Below are 19,435 nucleotides of genomic sequence, written 5' to 3'. Positions count from 1 at the left end.
TAGTGACGGGAAACTATAGAAGGAGGTCCACCTTATATTCAAGGTCGACCTCCTTCTGCTGTACTCATGCGAGCTGCTGCTCAGCAAACTCCCTATACAAGTCATGTGTTTGTATTAATTCCTGATGAGTACCGGTCCCGGTCACTCTTCCTTTTTCGATAAAAACGATTTTATCCGCATTGACGATGGTGGAGAGTCTGTGCGCGATGACGAATGTCGTCCGGCCTTCCATCAGGCGAGTCAGTGCTTGCTGGACAATGCCTTCTGACTGGCTGTCAAGGCTGGCGGTGGCTTCGTCCATCATCAGGATTTTCGGGTCGCGGAGGAAGGCACGGGCGATTGCGATTCGCTGCCTTTGTCCACCCGATAATTTGACTCCTCGTTCACCGACTTCGGTATCAAGACCTTTTGGAAAGTCTGCGATGAATTGGTCTGCATAGGCCATTTTGGCAACTTCCCAGAGGCGTTCATCGGGAATTATATCACCGTTTTCCAGTCCATAGGACAGATTTTCGCGAATGGTTCCGGCCATCATTGCGCTTTCCTGGGACACATAGCCGATCTGGTTGCGCCATGAGTTAAGCGATAGTACCTGAATCGGCGTGTCACCAATCCGGATTTCTCCTTTTGTCGGTTCGTAAAAACGTTCAATTAGCCCGAACATGGTCGTCTTGCCGCCTCCGCTTGGTCCGACAAAAGCAACCATCTGCCCAGGCTGTGCGTCCAGTGAGACCCCCTCAATGACGGGCTCCTCCTCACTGTAGGCAAAGCTGACATTATCAATAATGATTGGCAGATTGCCAATATCTGTTTCGATTCCTTCCTGGCCTTCTTCAAGTGGCTGGTCGAGAATTTCGATGATCCGTTCGGTCGCCCCTTTTGCTTTTTGCAGTTGGGTAAAGAACATCGCGAATGAAGTGATCGGCATGATGATCTGGAACAAATAAAGCAGGAAGGCGATAAGAGACCCTGTCGACATCGTTCCGTTGACAACTCGCATTCCACCATACGCAATAATGATGACGATGACGACCATGATCATCAGCTGCATAACAGGGCCGATCAATGCGAAGATCCGCGCTTCCTTCAAACCAAAGTTGAAAAGCTTATCAATTCCTTTATACCCATTGTCCTCTTCAATCTTTTCAGCGGTTGAAGCTTTCATTAAGCGGATTTCACCGAGAGTCTGGGTGATATGACCGGTGAAGATGGCTGTCTCATCCTGCAGTCCGCGCGCGATCTTAGCCATTTTCCTGCCGAGGGGGATCATGATGGCCAGTGTTAACGGAACAGAGATGAGCATGAGCAATGTCATTTTCCAGTCCATCACGAGCAAAATCACGACTGCACCAATGATAGAAATAATCCCTGTTGCGAAATTCGGAAAATGGCTTGTAATAAGTTCTTTGACAATGCTCGTATCATTCACAATCCGGCTGACTGTTTCTCCGCTGGACTGCTTGTCAAAATAGCGGACTGGCATGCGAATCAGCTTCGACCACATCCGTTCGCGCAGCCTCGCCACGACCTTTTGGCCGACATAACTGAGCAGGTAGATGGAAATTCCGCTGATCAATGCCTGAATAATGAAAGCGGCCCCGATTGCGATCACAAGCGGAACGCTGATCGCCTCAACAGAAAAACCATCAACCAGATTTTTCGTCAGGAGCGGGACTACCAGACCAGCCAGCGTGGTGATGAGACTGGCAGTCAATCCAGTGAAAAGAGCAGCCTTCGGAATATTTGTCGAGAGAATCAGTGAAAGGAAAGGCTTTAAGCTTGTTTGCTGTTTATGTTTATCCATTTTAAAAAAGCTCCCTGTCATGAAAAAATGTGTCAATAACAAACAGTGTACTGAATTCAGTGGCAATTGTTAAGCTTGCAGGATGTAATACGTATTTGGTTAGGGAAATGTTTCAGTTTAATTTCGGCAAGATACTGGCGCTTTGTTCACCAAGGTTTCCATGTAGATATTATTCATTATAAAATTGGAGTTGAAAGACTGGAAAAAAACGAGCATTTTTCCAATTCGCTATATAAATCAGAAACTCGCTATAAAAAGGAAAATCTCGCTATAAAAATAAAAAAGTCGCTATAAAATAGAATTTTCCGCTATAAAAATGAAAAACTCGCTATAAAAAAGTTCTTTAACTCTATAATCAGGATTATTGCTATAAAAATTTGTCAGGCTGGTTTACTTTTTTACTTATCTATTGTTTTTACTGCAGATGAAGAATAAATTTCATAAATAATGAGGCTGCTTTTTAACAAAAAACCGGTGAACACAATGACTTGCCATTACTTTATCGCAACAATGAGACCGGTTGAGGAATTCCATGTTAAGGGCCAGAATTACCCCTTTATAAGCGGTGAAGCTTATAAAAATGAACTTCCGCTTTCGCTTCCATATGTGTATGAATACGGAGGCGAGAATCCCGAGTTTATCTCGTTTCTGGACGACTTTATGGAATTTGGAGATGTTGTTGAGTTTTATATTTATGAAGAAGGAAAGCGGGGACGGCCTTTATCTGTCAATCTCCCTGAAGAAGCCCGGACAATCAATCTATTGAAAAGGCTCTTTTCTCAAACTTTGTTGCTATTGACTACAAAGGATTGAATTGCCTATTTTTCTTGCCAAAGTTGACTCTTTTGTGAGAAAAGAGCATGCAAACTTAATACCGACCAGCAAAATGACATTCTTAATTACGTTAAAATCGGCTTTAGGATTTTAACAACAATCTTTACGAAAACAGCCATTGAAAAAGACCTTTGAAAACGATTATGGTGAGTACCAGCTGGACGAGAAGGAATGGAAGGAAGAGCTCGCCAGAAAGACGATTGCCTCGAAACGGAGTATTATCACTTTCGTAAAATATTGAAATGACTAGCCACTTGAAAGAGTTCAAGTGGCCATCGTTATACCGTTACTAACCGATCATCATTGATATGGTCCAGTTTTTCTTTTATTAAATCAGCGAATTCATCAGGCTGGTCAATGTAGAATAGCACCTTTTGCACTTCGTTTTCCTGGCTGAAATAGCCGCGCGCAATCATGGATTGTTTAAAGATAATTTCATACTTTGCCTCGTCGCTCATCCCGAAAATCCTGGTGAGTGCCCGGGGGAAGGCGGTGGCATGGAATACACCTTTTTCATGGATGATTCCGCCGCTGTTATTGTATTTCAATTTAGCTGGCTGAATTTTTTCAATATCGCTCAAGGAAAAATTCAATTCTCTTCTAACGCCGATTTTAATGTTGATCCGATCCTTCTTCACTAAGATCGGCGTATTCCTCAACAGATTATAATCTCCCATTATGTAAAAGACGCTGTAAATATGAAGCAGCAGCATAACCAGAGCGATTTCGGGCGCTTCTTTTTTTAAATATATATGGAAAACAATCATCTCGATGACCTGTTCATGGACAAGGGCGAGATAGAGCCAGAAGTAGTTCGACTTTTTATGATAGTAAAAAGTATCTCGGGCAGGAGTCGGTATTTTCCATTTGAAAAAAGCGTAAAAAAGGATTTTCATTTCTTTTTTGTAGATCAGCAGCAACGGGTTCTCAGTGATTTTTCCTTTGCGGTATAAAAGAAACAAATACACCAGAAAGCCTTCCAGAAGCACTACAAGAATGATGGCCGTCACAATCAGGCGCGTCTCCATAAAAATCCCTCCCCTTTTACGAGTATCGCTTCATTTGGAACCAATAAATAAAGTACTGCGCAATTCCCATCACGATGAATAGAATGATCGGCAAATACGGAATGTGGCTGAAATAAGCGGTCAGGGCAATCGCGACTGGAATGGACAATGCAAAGAAGATGTAAACCTTTCTCGTTGCCTTAAAAGTCAGCCACTGCATTCCTTCGTCCTCTTCACGCATTTCCATCGGAATGAAGCGTGGCTTTATCGGATTATCGGGGTTGCGTTTATTATAGAGCGGGATAATTGCGATCATGATGAGAATCGGAATTCCCAGCACCATCGGATCAATAGTCAGCCAGGCCGGGACATGCTCGCTATAATAATTGCCAATCATGATGATTCCAAGGCCCAATATCAGGACAATGTTGAATAATGGTGATTGAAAGGTTCTTTTTAACACGGTCAATTCTCTCCTTCTAAGCGAAATAATTCTTCCACTGGTACCTGGAAAGCAACAGCGATCTTCAATGCAAGGGTGACGGATGGGGCGTAGTCGCCTTTTTCAATTAGTCCGATGGTCTGCCTCGTCACGCCGATCTTGTCCGCCAAGTCTTGCTGTGAAAAACGAAATCTCGCCCGGTATTCACGAACAGAGTTTTTCAGCATTTACAAGTTTGCTCCTTTGGAAATATTTGTTTTTATATTTAAAATGTAATATATCCTTTGCATTTTGTAAATGATAATTTACATTTTAACTTCAACAGCATTATTTTAAAGAAGCTGAGGGCAAGTGTTTAGCTGGATTAGGATCTGCCTTTTAACAATCGCGCCCATGCTATATAATGAGGTCAACAAGATTTGCGAGGAATCAGGTGAACGGGATGAACACGACGATTAACGATATTGCTAGGCTTGCGGGCGTGGCGAAGAGTACGGTATCGAGGTATTTGAACGGCGGGAATGTCAGCGAAAAGACGAAGGCCAGGATTCGGAAGGTGATCGAGGAGACGAACTACGAGCCCAATTCTTTTGCCCAGAGTTTGAAGGCGAAGAAGACGAACTTTATCGGGGTGATTGCGCCAACGCTTGATTCATATGTCACGTCAACTGTGCTGATGGCAATTGATGAGGAGCTGCGGAAGCAGGATTATACAACGCTGATCATCAGCACCAGCAAGCATATTGACAGGGAAATCGAAAGCCTTGTCAGCCTGTCGCGCCAGAAGGTGGACGGGATCATCCTGATTGCGACCGGGATGACGGAACAGCATATTGAAACGATTAAAAACATCCAGATTCCTGTTTTGATTGTCGCCCAGGAAGTGGAACAGTTTAACTGCATCATCAATGATGATTATCATGCCGGATTTGAAATGGGCCAGTATATTGCCGGAAAAGGGCATCAGGCTGTTGCTTATCTTGGTGTGACGGAGAGTGACATTGCGGTTGGCCAGAAGCGAAAGCAGGGAATTCTTGATGGATTGGCAAAGGGCGGGGTACAAGAGGTGAAGGTGTACCGCTCTGAGTTTGATTTTCAGGATGCCTCCAGGGTTACGGAGGAAATGCTTGGCCTTTTTCAGCCGACGGCCATTATTGGCGCGACCGACACAATCGCATTTGGTGCGCTGAAAACCTTATCAAGACTCGGTAAAAAAGTTCCTGAAGACATTTCGTTATCTGGATTTGGCGGCTACACTATCTCTGAAGTCATCCATCCAGCACTGACAACCATCCGCTACAATAATACGGAAACTGGAAAACTGGCAGCAAATACCATCATCAGGATGACGAACGGGGAAGAAGTACCACAATTGCAGGTTTCGGGCTATTCCTTTATCGAAGGGGAAAGTGTCAAAAATGTGAAATGCTGATAACGTTTTCAAAAAAGGGTTGCAGAAAATGCAATCCTGTTTTATTATGAATTTGTGGAACCGGTTCCCATCAAGGAAAGAAAAACTGGCGGGAAGAACGTACTTATTTTTTTACTCTTTATTGGAACCGGTTCCGAAGCGAAAAGGGGAGGAATTAGAATCATGGCTAATTCAAATTTAAAGTCCAAATACCTGCCTACCGTCCAACAAATACTTCGATTAATAGGCGGAAAAGAAAACCTTCATGGAGCAGCACACTGTGCAACAAGACTGCGACTTGTTTTAAAAGATAATTCACTTGCTGATACAAAAGCGATCGGCAATCTTGATTATGTAAAAGGATCATTCGTTGCCGGCGACCAGCTGCAAATCATCATCGGAGCAGGTACGGTCAATGATGTATACGCTGTCTTTACCGAAGAAGCGGGAATTAAGGAAATGTCCCTTGGAGATGTAAAAGAACAATCTGCACAGAAGCAGAATGCTTTCCAAAGAGGAATCAAGGCTTTATCTGACGTATTCGTCGAAATCATTCCTGGCCTTTTGGCTGCGGCACTCTTGATGGGTGTGACCGGGCTGTTGAGCCAGCAGGGAATCTTCGGTGAGCAATCTGTTGTGGAAATGTATCCAGCAATCGCCGGTTTTAACCGATTCATCGCCATCATGTCTACTGGAATCTTTACGATTTTGCCATTGCTGGTTGTTTATTCGGCTACGAAACGATTTGGCGGCAACCCTGTTCTAGGTCTGGTTCTTGGGGCGATCATGCTGCACCCGGATCTGGCGAATGCCTACCTCGTTGGTAACGGTACGGTTGAACCAGAAATCATCAGCATCTTCGGCTTGAAGGTTTCACTTGTTGCGTTCCAGGGAGGAATCATCATCGCCTTGATGATGGGTCTGGTCGTTGCGAAGCTTGACCAGTTTTTCAGCAGGAAAGTTCCTGACATCATCAAGCTTTTCCTTGCACCATTTTTAACAATCGTCGTTGCCGGTTTCCTATTGTTCACGGCGGTCGGTCCATTGGGACGTTTGCTTGCAGATGCCATTACATCAGGATTGATGTGGTCTGTAGATAACCTCGGAATCGTTGGTTTCATGCTGTTCGCAGGCATCCAGCAGGTCATCGTCATCACTGGTCTTCACCACGTAATCGGTGCGGTCGAAGCGCAGCTGATTGCTGACACAGGCTTCAACTTCATCATGCCGCTTATGTCAGTTGCCCTTATGGGTCAGGGCGGTGCTGTACTTGGATATACTCTGGCTTTATGGAAAAACGAAAAAGCAAGGCAGATTGGTGTATCAGCGTTCGCTTCTACACTATTTGGAATCTCTGAGCCAGCGCTGTTCGGTGTTAACGTAAAATACAAATTCCCGTTGATCATGGGTATGATCGGCGGCGCGCTTGGCGGTGCATATGTTTACATCACAGGAATCAAGGCCCTTGGTTTCGGTGCGACAGCTGTTCCAGGCTTTGCGATTGTCGCTGCACAGGGCGGCGGCCACGTAAACTATGTGATTGCCAACCTATTGGCGCTTGCAGTCGGCGCGATTTTGACTGTTGCTTATTTGAAAGTTAAAAAACCGATTTTAGAATAAAAAAATCTTACCCTGATGAGAGGAAGCAATTCCTCTCATCGCTATTTTAGCGGGAGGGAAAACAACAACATGACTAGATATACAGAACCAAAATATAGAACGATTTACGATGCAAAGGAAAATGAGCTTGAGGAACTGAGAGGAAAATCAGCGAACTCTCCCTGGAAGCCTGCCTACCATATTCACCCGCAGTACGGTCTGATCAATGATCCGAACGGGCTTGCTTACTATAACGGAGAGTTCCATGTGTTTTACCAGTGGTATCCATTCGATGCGATGCATGGCATGAAGCACTGGGCACATGCGAAATCGAAGGACCTTGTGAATTGGGAGCGGCTGCCGGTCGCGCTTGTGCCGGTCGAGGAGTATGAATCACATGGTGCCTATTCAGGAGCATCGCTTGAAGTCGATGGGAAGCTGTATATGTATTACACTGGCAATATCAAGTACGGTCCGGTCGAACGGTCTGCGAACCAGAACCTGGCGATCATGGACAAGAACGGAACAATCACGAAATATGCGAACAACCCATTGATCGAAGGAGTTCCTGAAGGCTATACCGGGCATGTCCGCGATCCGAAGGTTTTTGCGAGGGATGGCCGTTATTATATGCTTCTTGGTGCCCAGCGCACGGACTTAACTGGCGCAATCATTGTGTATGAGTCTGACAATGCCATTGACTGGACTTTTAAAGGCGAATTGGATCTGAAGATCGAGTTTCCTGAAGACGTGTATATGCTGGAATGCCCGGACTTCTTCGAATTGGATGGCAAGGACGTCATTGTCGTTTCGCCACAGGGGTTAAAGCCGCAAGGACATGACTACCATAATATCTATAACGTGATTTACGTGTTAGGCAAGCTGGATTTGGAAAGCCAGACGTTTGAAGTGGATCATTATCAGGAACTGGAGAAGGGCTTCGATTTTTACGCGCCCCAGACCTTTGCTGGTAAAAACGATGAGCGTCTGCTGATCGCCTGGGCTGGAATGGGTGAGATGGATTACCCTTCCGATGATGAAAAATGGGCACACTGCCTGTCAATCCCGCGTGAATTGGATATTGTGAATGGGAAACTTGTGCAGAAGCCTGTCCAGGAACTGAAGCTGCTAAGGAAAAGTACAAAAGCTGGTGAAGTCATTCTGGAGAAGGCTGGCAGAACTGAAATCGGATCTGCAGATCAATATGAACTGGAGTTTGATTTTACCGATATCGATGCTGACCGGTTTGGTCTGGAGCTGTTTGCGTCTGAAAATGAAGGACTTGTGCTGGAGTTTGACCGGAGCGGACAGACCGTCTCTTTGAACCGGGAAAAGTTTGACGCTGCTTTTGGCGGTAAGTATGGTTTTGTAAGAAGTTCAGAATTAAAAATACATGACAAAGTCAAGGTCCAGGTTTTTGCAGACCGCAGTATCGCCGAAGTTTTCATTAACGATGGCGAGATTGTTTTCACAGCGCGCGTTTTCCCTAAGGAAGAATCAAAGGAGATCAATATTTTCGCTGATGGCAAACTGCGCTGCAAATATGAAAAGCATGAGCTAGCACAGGGAATTTCGTTGTAGGGGTGTGAAGAGAATGGCAAAGCTTTTTTCAATTGGTGAAGTATTGATAGATTTTATCCCCCAGCAAAAGGGTGCTGCGCTGAAGGATGTTGTGTCATTCGAACGGGCTCCGGGGGGCGCGCCGGCGAATGTTGCGGCTGCTGTCGCGAAGTATGGGCATAGTGCAGCGATGATTACCAAGCTTGGAGAGGACGCATTTGGTGATTTCTTGATTGAGCAGCTGGAGAACGCCGGAGTAGAAACAGACAAAATTCTGCGCACAAAAGAGGCTAATACTGGTCTTGCGTTTGTTTCGCTGAAAGAAAACGGTGAACGCGATTTCTCTTTTTACCGCAAGCCGTCCGCGGATCTGCTTTTTGCTGATGAAGAAGTGAAAGCAGAGTGGTTTAGCAAGGATGATATACTCCATTTCTGCTCGGTGGATCTTGTTGAAAGTCCGATGAAGCAGGCGCATAAAAAGGCTATTCTATTCATGAAAGAAGCAGGCGGGCTGGTCAGCTTTGATCCAAATGTACGCCTGCCGCTCTGGGAGAAAGCTGAGGATTGCCGCGCTGCTATACTTGAATTTTTGCCATATGCGCATATCGTGAAAATTTCAGATGAGGAACTTGAATTCATCACAGGAATCAGCAATGCCGATGAAGCGATTCAATCCCTTTTTACAGGAGATGTCCAGGCAGTTGTTTATACAAAAGGAGCTGATGGCGCAGACCTTTATGTAAAAGGTGCGAAATGGGAATCATCTGGCTATGAAGTGGATGTCCAGGATACAACAGGAGCGGGTGATGCCTTTATCGGCGGGTTCCTGTACAAGCTGCTTGAAGCGGGTTCCAATCCTGAAAATCTCGTGGAATTGCTGGCTGAGAAGCACACAGAAATTCTCCGCTTTGCAAACGCCAGCGGTGCGCTGACCACAGCCGGCAAAGGGGCGATTTCTGCTCTTCCTGAAAAGAATGAGGTATACACTCTTATAAAGAACGAACCAAAGGCCCTGGATTAAGGGCCTTTTCTTCTTGTATATGGCAGCTGTCTAGTCTAACAGACCTACATTGTAAAAAAATACCTGTATAACCGTGGGCAGGAAGTGTCGATATCACTTGTATATACTGACAAGTTTAAAGGGACGGGTGATTATAGTGCAGCCAGATTTAAATAGCAGATCTCTTTTTGATGTTTATAAGTCGTTATTTAATTTTAATCATGATGGGTGTTTCGCCCTTGATGTGCAAGGGAATTTCATCGCATTCAATGACGAGGCTGCGGCGATAACGGGTTATTCGGAGGAAGAGGCCCTGGATATGAACTTCATCACGATGATTCATGATGAGTTCGTGGACAATGCAATCCAGCAATTTAAGCATGTCACATCTGGAGGCCGAATAAAGTTTGAAACGGCCATTTTCAAAAAGGATACTGATGAACGGATTGAATTGCTGATCACGGCTGTTCCGATTACGGTAGGACAGGAGATTTTGGGCATTGTCGGTTGCGCGCAGGATTTTACTGAAAAAAAGGAGCTGGAGGCTTTATTGAGCGGTCAGAACCGTATCCTTAAAATGATGGCGAAGGGAGCCTCCTATCAAGAGGTTCTCGATGAGGTAGTTCTTTTTATCGAGAGTTTTACAGACGGAGCGCATTGCTCCATTCTGATTGCTGACCAAGAGGGAAAGAGGCTATTACATGGTTCCTCGCCTCATTTGCCCCCTGCTTATAATGAGGCAGTTGATGGGATGCCGATTGGTCCAATGGCTGGTTCCTGCGGCCCGGCGGCATTTTTGAAGAAATCCGTGGTGGCAACAGATATTGCGTCCGATCCATTATGGGAGGAATACCGCAGCCTGGCATTATCTTATGATTTAAAAGCCTGCTGGTCATCGCCGGTTTTTGATGATGATCAGAGGGTGATTGGTACGTTTGGCCTTTATTATTGCCATACAAGGTCTCCGCGTGAAAAGGATAGGGAAATCATCCAGAAGGCAACCGATCTCGCAAGCCTGGTGATCCAGCATTATCGGGCAAAAGAAAAAATCAATTTCATGGCGTATCATGATGCACTGACAGGACTGGCGAACCGGCGGCTGTTTGATGAGCGGGTTGTAACGGCCTTTACTAAGACAAAAGTGGATGAAGGGGAAAAATTGAGCCTCATGTTTCTCGACCTGGACCGGTTCAAGTATGTCAACGATTCACTAGGTCATTCAATTGGCGACACCTTGCTGGTTTATGTGTCTGACAAGCTGAGAAAAAGCCTTGGAGACGGAGTGTTTTTTTCAAGGCAGGGCGGTGACGAGTTTACAATTTTACTAGAGCATACGACGAAAGAAAAAGCGGAGGCCGTGGCCCGCAAAATCCTGAAGACATTAGAAGAGCCTTTTGTCATCGATGGAACAGATATCTTCATCACAACAAGCATAGGCATGAGTTTTTACCCTGATGATGGTGAAAAGGTTGACGTATTGCTGAGCAAAGCGGATGTCGCGATGTATCAGGCAAAAAAGCAGGGACGGAACAACTACCAGGTTTACGATGTGATGCTGGATCGAAAGGCACTCGAAAAGCTCCAGATTGAGAACGAACTCCGCAAAGCACTCGAGCGGGACGAATTCGTGCTCCATTATCAGCCGATTGTGAACCTGAGCAAAAATGAGATCAAGGGAGCAGAAGCGCTCATCCGCTGGCAGAATGACAGGATTGGTTTTGTATCTCCGGATCAGTTCATCCCGATTGCCGAAGAAACAGGGATGATCATTCCGATTGGGGAATGGGTGCTGAACACCGCCCTGCTGCAGCTCAAGGAATGGCACGCGAACGGATTGGAAGAGCTGACGGTATCGGTGAATTTATCGATCCGCCAATTTTATCAGCCTAATTTAATCCAGATGGTTAAGGAAACACTTGAGCTGACCGGAGTCGAGCCGCACTTCTTGACCATCGAGATCACCGAAAGCATGACGATGGACGTGGAAGCAGCAAGCGTCATCCTGCGTGAACTGAAGAAGCTTGGCGTGAATATATCAATCGATGATTTCGGTACAGGCTACAGCTCATTAAGTTACCTGAAAAGATTCCCGATCGATCATTTGAAAATCGACCGTTGCTTTGTGGAGGACATCGCTGATAATAAAAGCGACGAAAACATCGCTACGACCATTATTTTGATGGCGCATAACCTCGGGTTATCCGTCATTGCAGAAGGCGTTGAAACAGAGAGGCAGCTAGGCTTACTGAAGCAGCATCACTGCAACGAAGCACAAGGGTATCATTTCAGCAAACCTGTTCCGGGAGAAGAGTTTAGCAAAATCAAGGTTCCTTCGTGATACGGGGGAGCCTTTTCATTTTTCATGATAAATAGTGAAACACCTGGAACCATTTTCCGTCTAATTTTTCAAAGGGGCTGAAACAAAGATGAAAAAATGGTGGTTCGTTAGCGGTTTGTTGCTCATTTCAATCGTAGCAGCGGCGTTTTATTCTTTTTCCCAGTTCAAAGTGGTCAATGCGTGGGAAGAGGGGCAGGGGGTCCTGCCGAATAAAGTGTGGCAGCTGCAGTTTTCTGAAAAAATCTCTGAAAAAAGTCTTGATCCGGATTTGATTTATGTGACGAATGACAAGGGAGAGAAGCTTGAAACGAAGCTGGAGCTGGGTGACGACCGAAAAACCATTTTCATCCATCCTCCGGAAAACGGCTATGACCTCAAAGCGAAGGAGTACACCGTTCATTTTAAAAAAGGAATTAAATCTGCGCTCGGCAGGGAGTTGGACTCTGAGCAGACGTGGAAGTTCTTTGTAAAAGAAACACTTCCGACAGTGGGAACGCAGGAGAATCTGGCGAGCTATTTTGAAGAAATCATGAAGGAAGAGAAAAGGGCCCGGGGCTGGCTTGGCGGGTTGAAGGAATCATTCTCCATGAATGACTCGGCGGAGGAGTCAGCGTCAGCCGATAAATCCGGAGGCGGCGGGGATGTTTCCGAAACAAATGTCCAGGTGCAGGGCGTTGACGAAGCGGATATCGTCAAGACAGATGGAAAAAGCATTTTCCAGGCTGAGTATGATAAGGTGCGGATCATTCAGGCTGTGCCCGGCGCACAGATGAAGGTTTTGTCGACTATTCGTTTTGAGAGGGATTTTTCACCTAGCCAGCTGTTCCTGCAAGAAGACCAACTGGTGGTCATTGGCCATCAGTTTAATGAGATATCGAGGTCCTATGAAGAGGTTGCCAAAGATTCGCTGATTGCTCCGATGATGCAGTCGTCGACCATCATCGTCTATAATGTTAAAAATCCTGAGGAACCCAAGCAGGTTCGTGAAGTCAAAGTGGAGGGGCACTATGTTTCGGCAAGGAAGGTGGAGAATCTTGTTTACTTGATTACGCAGCATTATCCCGACTACTGGCTGCTGAAGGAGAACAGGGAAATTGATATCAGGCCGAAGTTCACCGATACAGCAGATGGTCCAAAGGAAAAAACAGTCGGATATGATGATATTCACTATTTCCCAGAATCTCGCCAGCCGAACTATACAGTGATTGCCGCACTTGACCTGGACCAGCCGAAAAAAGAGGTCTCAATGACGACCTATCTGGGCAGCGGCAACCAGCTTTATATGTCAAAGGAGAACCTCTATCTTGCAGTGGCGAATTACGAGGATATGGATTTGAAAGATCGCGGTGTGATGGCACCGGACACCGATGTCCATAAATTCGCGATCAGCGGGATGGATGTCCAATATCACAGCTCCGCAACCGTGCCGGGAACCGTGCTGAATCAGTTCTCGATGGATGAGCACAACGGCTATTTTCGGGTGGTTACGACAAAGGGCTATGCCTGGGACGAGAAGCGACCGTCTTCCAACCATTTATATATACTGGATAAAAACTTGAAGGAAACCGGGAAGATTGAAGAGCTGGCGCGCGGCGAGAGAATCTATTCCGCAAGGTTCATGGGTGACCGGATTTATATGGTTACCTTTAAAGAAACAGATCCGCTGTTCGTGTTTGATGCAAGCGACCCGGCCAACCCGAAAGTGCTTGGCGAGCTGAAAATTCCTGGCTTCAGCAATTACCTGCATCCTTATGATGAGAACCATATCATCGGATTTGGACATGATACAAAAATTGTCGCTGAAAAAGGAGCGTCGCAGCCGCGGATCCTGACAGACGGAGTCAAGATTTCCTTGTTCGATGTCAGCGATATGTCCAACCCGAAAGAGAAATTCACTGAAGTCATTGGCGGGAGGGGCACTTACTCACCGTTGAATCATGACCATAAAGCCTTGCTATTCAATAAAGACAAAGACATTTTCGCTTTCCCGATCACGGTTTACCAGAACAGCGAGAAGAACGAATTTGAATCGATTTTTGAATATCAGGGTGCTTATATTTACGACATTGATCCATCTACTGGAATTCATTTGAAATCGAAAATTACCCATATTAACGGCGACATGCCGTATTACGAAGAATGGGAGCGCCAAATCCAGCGCCTGCTTTACATCGGAGACACCTTGTACGCCCTGTCGGCGGAAAAAATAACGAGCCATAAAATGGGCAGTTATGAGAAGGTTGGGGAGCTGGGGTTTTAGAAGTTATGGGCTTCCGTTTTTTTTAAAAAAGTGGAGTCAGGCTGTCAGGTGCGGCCAGACTCCACTATTTTCCTGAGGAACTGTTCCCGGCAGAAATTCACCCCTGCCCCTCCGTATTCTGCAGCACAATTCTCCAGCCATCCGGATCGGCAATCGTTATGCCTGCCCTTTTCCAATATGGATTTTCCGGCTCGACCTTCGGATACCCCATGTCGTGGAGGCGCTCGGCGATTGCGTCCTGTGCTTCCTTATTCGGGATATAGAAGACTAATAGATTGTCTTCAGTCGGCGCAGGGCAGGGACTGCCGTTTTCATGCTGGGTGAATTCAAGGTGATAGCTCATATCAGGCAGACCGAGCATCACGCCATCATAACCATCATGCTTTTCAAAGCCGCCAACCACTTCAAGCCCAAGTCCATCCCGGTAAAATTCAACAACATTTTCCAATTGATCCGTTGGCCGCGCGATCCGGAACTGGACAGCGGGCAGTGTTTCAGACCAAGGTTTCTTCATATTCAATACCCCGATTCAATATTTTAGTTTTATTATATATGATGGAAACACCACCTGTGGCAGTCTTTTGTTGTTATAATAACAATTATTAAGGATATCGAAATAGAGGTGTATGGATGACTCTGGGGCTAATTTTGGTAATGATCATCATCATTGGAGCACTGCTGGCAACATTGTTGCTGTCCGGCAAGGGAGACGAGGAGTACAGCAAATCCACGAAAAAAAATACTAGGAATCTGTCATTGATTTATATTGTTGTGATTGTTCTATCCTTCCTGGCAGTGGGGATTTATATTAGGTGGTTTGTGTAGGGGCAGTAGAAAAAAAGGTCAGCCTGACTTGTAATCGGGCTGACCTTTTCTTTTTATACAAACTGGTTAAGCAATAAGATAAATCCTAAACCTGCTACTGAAATAATCGTTTCAAGCAGTGTCCATGTTGCGAATGTTTCTTTCATGCTAAGACCGAAGTATTCTTTGAACATCCAGAAGCCTGCGTCGTTTACGTGGGAAGCGATCAAGCTTCCTGCGCCTGTTGCAAGAACAACCAGGGCAAGGTTCACATCTGTCTGGCCAAGCAATGGAATGACGAGACCAGCCGTTGTCAATGCTGCCACTGTTGCTGATCCAAGTGAGATACGCAGGATCGCTGCGATGATCCATGCCAGCAGGATTGGTGATAGAGAAGTACCGTTGAACAGTTCAGCTACATAATCGCCAACTCCGCCGTTGATTAAGACTTGTTTGAAGGCGCCGCCGCCACCGATGATCAAGAGCATCATACCGATGTGAGAGATAGCTGTTGTACAAGAATCCATCACTGTTTTAATAGGAATGTTACGTGCGATACCCATCGTGTAAATTGCTACAAGCAGGGATAGTAACATCGCAGTACCTGCATCCCCGATGAACTGGATTGCCGCAAGGAAGCCGTTGTTCTCAAATCCCATTGTTTTTTGCAGTAAAGAAATGATTGTTGCGATTGACATTAAGATAACTGGCAGTAGTGCTGTGAAAACGCTGATACCGAAACCTGGTGTTTCTTCAAGTTTGAATGTCTTTTGTTCGCCTAATGAAGCAATGTTTCCTGTTTTGTTAAAAGATTCTGGAACAAGTTTCTTCGCGATTTTTGTGAAAACAGGTCCAGCCAGGATGACAGTTGGAATCGCAATGATAAAACCATAAAGCAATACTTCACCAATGTTCGCGCCATACTCACCAGCGATTACTGTTGGGCCCGGGTGAGGAGGCAGGAAGCCGTGCGTTACAGATAAAGCAGCAGTCATTGGAATACCAAGATACAAAATGGAAATCTTTAACTCTCTTGAAATCGCAAATACGATTGGAATCAATAATACTAAACCTACTTCGAAGAATAGAGCAACACCGATAATGAATGAAGCAGCAACGACTGCCCATTGGATGTTCTTTTCACCAAATTTGTTCACTAGTGTCATAGCGATTCGCTGGGCGCCGCCGGAATCGGCGATCAATTTACCAAGCATCGCGCCAAGACCGAAAATCAGAGCAAGGTGGCCAAGCGTTCCGCCAAGTCCAGCTTCAATTGTTTTAACAATTTCATCTAATGGCATGCCAAGTGCTAAAGCGACACCAAATGATACGATGATTAAGGAAATGAATGTGTTGAGCTTGAAGCCCATGATCAATAATAATAAAGCTAAGATACCAATTGCTACAATAACCAATGGCATTGTATTTTCCCCCTAAGCTGTCTATTGTCCCGCTAAAGCGGGATGTTTCTTCTATAAAATAAAGCGCTAACATTTTTGCGTGGGGATCGAGTGTCCCCTAATTGAAGATCTTCTGTGCGGCGATCTCTTATTAAATACATTGTGATTCTTTTATGGAGTGATCACCTATTTAATCAAACTTCTTTGATAGTTTGCGATTCTTGAATAATCCTGTTCCAATGCCCTTGATAAGCTGATGAAAATCGGCACGAGCTGCCTGTATTCTTTTGCCGCTTCTTCATTCGGCGTGTGCTTGTGGGTGCTGCCGATCATGTCAGAGACGACATCAAACGAATCAATTTTGCCAGTTGCATAAAGACCAAGAATGCAAGCACCGAGGCATGAGCTTTCATAGCTCTCCGGAACCACCACTTCGATGTCGAAAATATCGGACATCATCTGGCGCCAAACATCTGATCTAGCAAAACCGCCTGTAGCTTGAATCCTTGTAACCGGGCTCTCCATCGCTTCCGTAAGCGCTAAAAAGACGGTATACAGGTTGAAAATGACACCCTCTAAGGCTGCACGGATCATATGCTCTTTTTTATGGGACATCGTCAGTCCGAAAAAGGAACCGCGGACATCAGGGTTCCATAGTGGAGCCCGTTCGCCTGCAAGGTATGGGTGGAACAACAAACCTTCCGCTCCCGGTCTTACGCGTTCAGCGATTTTCGTTAATACATTGTAAGGATCGATTCCCAAACGCTTTGCAGTCTCGACTTCCGATGCTGCGAATTCATCGCGAATCCAGCGAAGGACCATCCCGCCATTGTTGACAGGACCGCCGATTACCCAGTGATTCTCAGTTAGGGCGTAGCAGAAAATACGTCCTTTTTCATCAGTTTGCGGTTCGTCGATGATCGTGCGGATCGCACCGCTTGTCCCAATTGTGACCGCAATTTCTCCTTTACCAATTGCATTGACGCCAAGGTTGGAAAGGACGCCGTCACTTGCACCGATGACGAAAGGAGTTTCAGGGTCAATTCCGATTTGCTTTGCTAATTCTGGATTGCAATTCGTGAACGTTTTTGTTGTCGGTACAAGCTCGGATAATTGAGTTTTTGTGATTCCTGTAATTTGCAGAGCCTCTTCATCCCATTCCAGCTTTTTAAGATTCATCATCCCCATCGCCGAGGCGAGCGAGTGGTCAACGACATACTGGTCAAAGAACTTTTGAAAAATGTATTCTTTGATACCGATATATTTCTTCGCTTTTGCGGCGATTTCGGGACGCTCGTTCACAATCCAGGCGATCTTGCTTAATGGCGACATCGGATGGATCGGTGTTCCAGTGCGCTTGTAAATTTCGTGTCCGTTCAATTCTGTTTTGATTTTATGTGCCCAAGCTTCACTGCGGTTATCCGCCCATGTAATGCAAGGTGTAAGCGGCTCATCATTTTCATCAATGGCAATGACGCTATGCATCGCGCTGCTGAATGAAATGAATGCTAGCTTTTTGTGCTGATTGTGTTTCATGATTGTTGTAACGGCAGTAAGGACCGCCATATAAATCTCTTCAGGGTCTTGCTCGGCTGTTGAAATATCTGGTGTATAAAGAGGATAGCCAATGTTCTCCTGCTGGATGACTTCACCCTTTTCGCTGAAAAGAACAGCCTTGGTACTAGTTGTACCAATGTCAACTCCTAACATATATTCAGTCACTTTTCTCCACTCCTTTGGAAAGCGTCTGCTGCGATATCCAAAGGTCTTCAACTTTACCTTGAACATCATCAAAATTTTGGTGTAAGGATTTTATCATCAGGTCGCGATTCTTCGTTTTGATGGCTTCAATATAAAGCTCATGATTTTCTAGGATGCGGTCGAAATCCTCGTATTTTTCTTCGATTCTTGCCCGCATCGATAACAAGATGAAAGCTTCCATCACTGGCTTCGTGTTATCCCAGATCATTCTGATGTAGGAATGGTTGATGGCCCGGATAATCGTTTCATGGAAAAGCACATCCTGAAGGCTGAACTCGTCGGCATCCTTGTACTTGATGGCGATTTTCATCATTTCGAGAATTTTGCTCAATTCAACTACCAAATCAGTGGTATCTATTTTAATGAGTCGTTCAAAAACAAATGATTCAATCAATAAACGTACATCGTAAATCTCTTCGATATCTTTTTCAGTCAGGCCGATGACCACAGCGCCCATTCTTTCCAGGCGGATCAGGTTTTCAGCTGAAAGAATTTTAAGCGCTTCACGAATGGGTGAACGGCTTACGTTAAAATCCGAAGCCAGTTTATTTTCCGACAAGATGGCACCGCTTTCAATCAGTCCCGAAATGATTTGCATCCGCAGCTCACTCGCAACACGGTCACCAGTTGAGGCCTTAGAAAGCCATTTTTGGGGATAAAGAAATTCGCTTTTTTTTGTCATTTCCTCACCTTCCTAGTTAATCAAGTATACTTGTATACAAGTATTATAAAATGAATCTGAAAAATTGCAAGCGTTTTCTATTATGATTATTTTGCCAAATGATCAGGGTTGCATTGAGAAGGATTACTTAAGGTGATTTTAGTGTAATTCCAATGGGCTTAATCTATGGGAGGTTCATTTCTTGTTCTATTTCTAACACAATTCCTGAAGACTTCATTCCTAAAACAGCTTCAATTTTGTATAAATCATCGAGTGTTGGTTCATATTTACAAACGACTTTATATATATACTTATTGCATGCTGTGAATCCAGCAATAATTTTCAAGGAATCTTGGACGTCCTTATCAGGAGCTATCATACCACCTGCTAGGAAAGAAAAAACAAGATCAAATAATTAAGCGGATGTGCGGATAAAACAGGAGTAGAGAAGAATATCGTCACATAAAAGGGAATAATGTGGGGATAAAACAGGAGTAGAGAAGAATATCGTCACATAAAAGGGAATAATGTGGGGATAAAACAAGGGTAACAAA

17 protein-coding genes are annotated in these 19,435 nt (G+C 45.1%); 9 read left to right on the top strand and 8 right to left on the bottom strand.

Translation table 11 applies throughout. The features are described 5' to 3' along the window. Positions 1-64 precede the first annotated feature (64 nt). Positions 65-1,804 (bottom strand): ABC transporter ATP-binding protein, encoded by a 1,740-nt coding sequence (locus J7E37_RS17465; protein WP_215025664.1) that lies wholly within the window; start codon positions 1,802-1,804, stop codon positions 65-67. 483 nt (positions 1,805-2,287) lie between these two features. Here J7E37_RS17465 and J7E37_RS17460 point away from each other — a divergent pair, with 483 nt between their 5' ends. Further along, positions 2,288-2,617 carry a hypothetical protein gene (locus tag J7E37_RS17460; protein WP_215025661.1) on the top strand — a complete coding sequence of 110 codons (330 nt, stop codon included), beginning with the start codon at positions 2,288-2,290 and terminating at the stop codon, positions 2,615-2,617. Between the two features lie 139 nt (positions 2,618-2,756). After that, entirely contained in the window at positions 2,757-2,879 is a 123-nt protein-coding gene (locus J7E37_RS22330; protein ID WP_285290365.1) for a hypothetical protein, read from the top strand. A 37-nt stretch (positions 2,880-2,916) separates the two neighbouring features. Here the strand turns inward: J7E37_RS22330 and J7E37_RS17455 are convergent, their stop codons facing one another. From J7E37_RS17455 to J7E37_RS17445, 3 genes are read right to left on the bottom strand one after another with little or no spacing between them, the layout of a single operon-like run. Next, positions 2,917-3,666 carry a hypothetical protein gene (locus J7E37_RS17455; RefSeq protein ID WP_215025659.1) on the bottom strand — a complete coding sequence of 250 codons (750 nt, stop codon included), beginning with the start codon at positions 3,664-3,666 and terminating at the stop codon, positions 2,917-2,919. Positions 3,667-3,682: 16 nt separating this feature from the next. Continuing rightward, positions 3,683-4,108: a hypothetical protein gene (locus tag J7E37_RS17450; RefSeq protein WP_215025657.1), complete on the bottom strand. Its 426-nt coding sequence runs from the start codon at positions 4,106-4,108 to the stop codon at positions 3,683-3,685. A 2-nt stretch (positions 4,109-4,110) separates the two neighbouring features. Then, entirely contained in the window at positions 4,111-4,314 is a 204-nt protein-coding gene (locus tag J7E37_RS17445; RefSeq protein ID WP_215025654.1) for a helix-turn-helix transcriptional regulator, read from the bottom strand. Between the two features lie 215 nt (positions 4,315-4,529). Here J7E37_RS17445 and J7E37_RS17440 point away from each other — a divergent pair, with 215 nt between their 5' ends. The 6 genes from J7E37_RS17440 (at position 4,530) to J7E37_RS17415 (ending at position 14,255) form a co-directional block, all read left to right on the top strand. Next, a complete protein-coding gene (locus J7E37_RS17440) occupies positions 4,530-5,519 on the top strand; it encodes a LacI family DNA-binding transcriptional regulator (RefSeq protein ID WP_215025651.1) in 990 nt (329 codons plus the stop codon). A 162-nt stretch (positions 5,520-5,681) separates the two neighbouring features. After that, entirely contained in the window at positions 5,682-7,118 is a 1,437-nt protein-coding gene (locus J7E37_RS17435; RefSeq protein WP_215025648.1) for a PTS transporter subunit EIIC, read from the top strand. A gap of 69 nt (positions 7,119-7,187) precedes the next feature. Next, positions 7,188-8,678 carry a glycoside hydrolase family 32 protein gene (locus tag J7E37_RS17430; RefSeq protein ID WP_215025643.1) on the top strand — a complete coding sequence of 497 codons (1,491 nt, stop codon included), beginning with the start codon at positions 7,188-7,190 and terminating at the stop codon, positions 8,676-8,678. A 13-nt stretch (positions 8,679-8,691) separates the two neighbouring features. After that, positions 8,692-9,678, top strand: a complete 987-nt coding sequence (locus J7E37_RS17425; protein ID WP_215025640.1) for a carbohydrate kinase family protein — start codon at positions 8,692-8,694, stop codon at positions 9,676-9,678. A 136-nt stretch (positions 9,679-9,814) separates the two neighbouring features. Further along, positions 9,815-11,995: a bifunctional diguanylate cyclase/phosphodiesterase gene (locus J7E37_RS17420; RefSeq protein WP_215025637.1), complete on the top strand. Its 2,181-nt coding sequence runs from the start codon at positions 9,815-9,817 to the stop codon at positions 11,993-11,995. 88 nt (positions 11,996-12,083) lie between these two features. Continuing rightward, a complete protein-coding gene (locus J7E37_RS17415; RefSeq protein WP_215025634.1) occupies positions 12,084-14,255 on the top strand; it encodes a beta-propeller domain-containing protein in 2,172 nt (723 codons plus the stop codon). A 97-nt stretch (positions 14,256-14,352) separates the two neighbouring features. On the opposite strand, the gene J7E37_RS17410 is transcribed toward J7E37_RS17415, so the two are convergent. Then, positions 14,353-14,769: a VOC family protein gene (locus J7E37_RS17410; protein ID WP_215025631.1), complete on the bottom strand. Its 417-nt coding sequence runs from the start codon at positions 14,767-14,769 to the stop codon at positions 14,353-14,355. 116 nt (positions 14,770-14,885) lie between these two features. On the opposite strand from J7E37_RS17410, the gene J7E37_RS17405 reads away from it, so the two are divergent. Next, complete coding sequence (locus tag J7E37_RS17405; RefSeq protein WP_215025628.1) at positions 14,886-15,080, top strand: hypothetical protein; 195 nt, start codon at positions 14,886-14,888, stop codon at positions 15,078-15,080. Between the two features lie 53 nt (positions 15,081-15,133). On the opposite strand, the gene J7E37_RS17400 is transcribed toward J7E37_RS17405, so the two are convergent. The 3 genes from J7E37_RS17400 to J7E37_RS17390 form a co-directional block, all read right to left on the bottom strand. Further along, entirely contained in the window at positions 15,134-16,480 is a 1,347-nt protein-coding gene (locus tag J7E37_RS17400; RefSeq protein ID WP_215025625.1) for a GntP family permease, read from the bottom strand. A 165-nt stretch (positions 16,481-16,645) separates the two neighbouring features. Continuing rightward, on the bottom strand, positions 16,646-18,181 hold the full coding sequence (gene gntK, locus J7E37_RS17395) for a gluconokinase (RefSeq protein ID WP_215025621.1): 1,536 nt from the start codon (positions 18,179-18,181) through the stop codon (positions 16,646-16,648). After that, the gene (locus J7E37_RS17390) at positions 18,174-18,902 is read right to left on the bottom strand and encodes a GntR family transcriptional regulator (protein ID WP_215025619.1); all 729 of its coding nucleotides are present in this window, start codon (positions 18,900-18,902) and stop codon (positions 18,174-18,176) included. The genes gntK and J7E37_RS17390 overlap by 8 nt, the downstream gene beginning before the upstream one ends. Between the last annotated feature and the right edge of the window lie 533 nt (positions 18,903-19,435).

This window comes from Bacillus sp. ISL-39 (assembly GCF_018613295.1).
GTDB lineage: Bacteria > Bacillota > Bacilli > Bacillales > Cytobacillaceae > Mesobacillus.
This window is presented reverse-complemented; position numbering and strand designations above follow the sequence as displayed.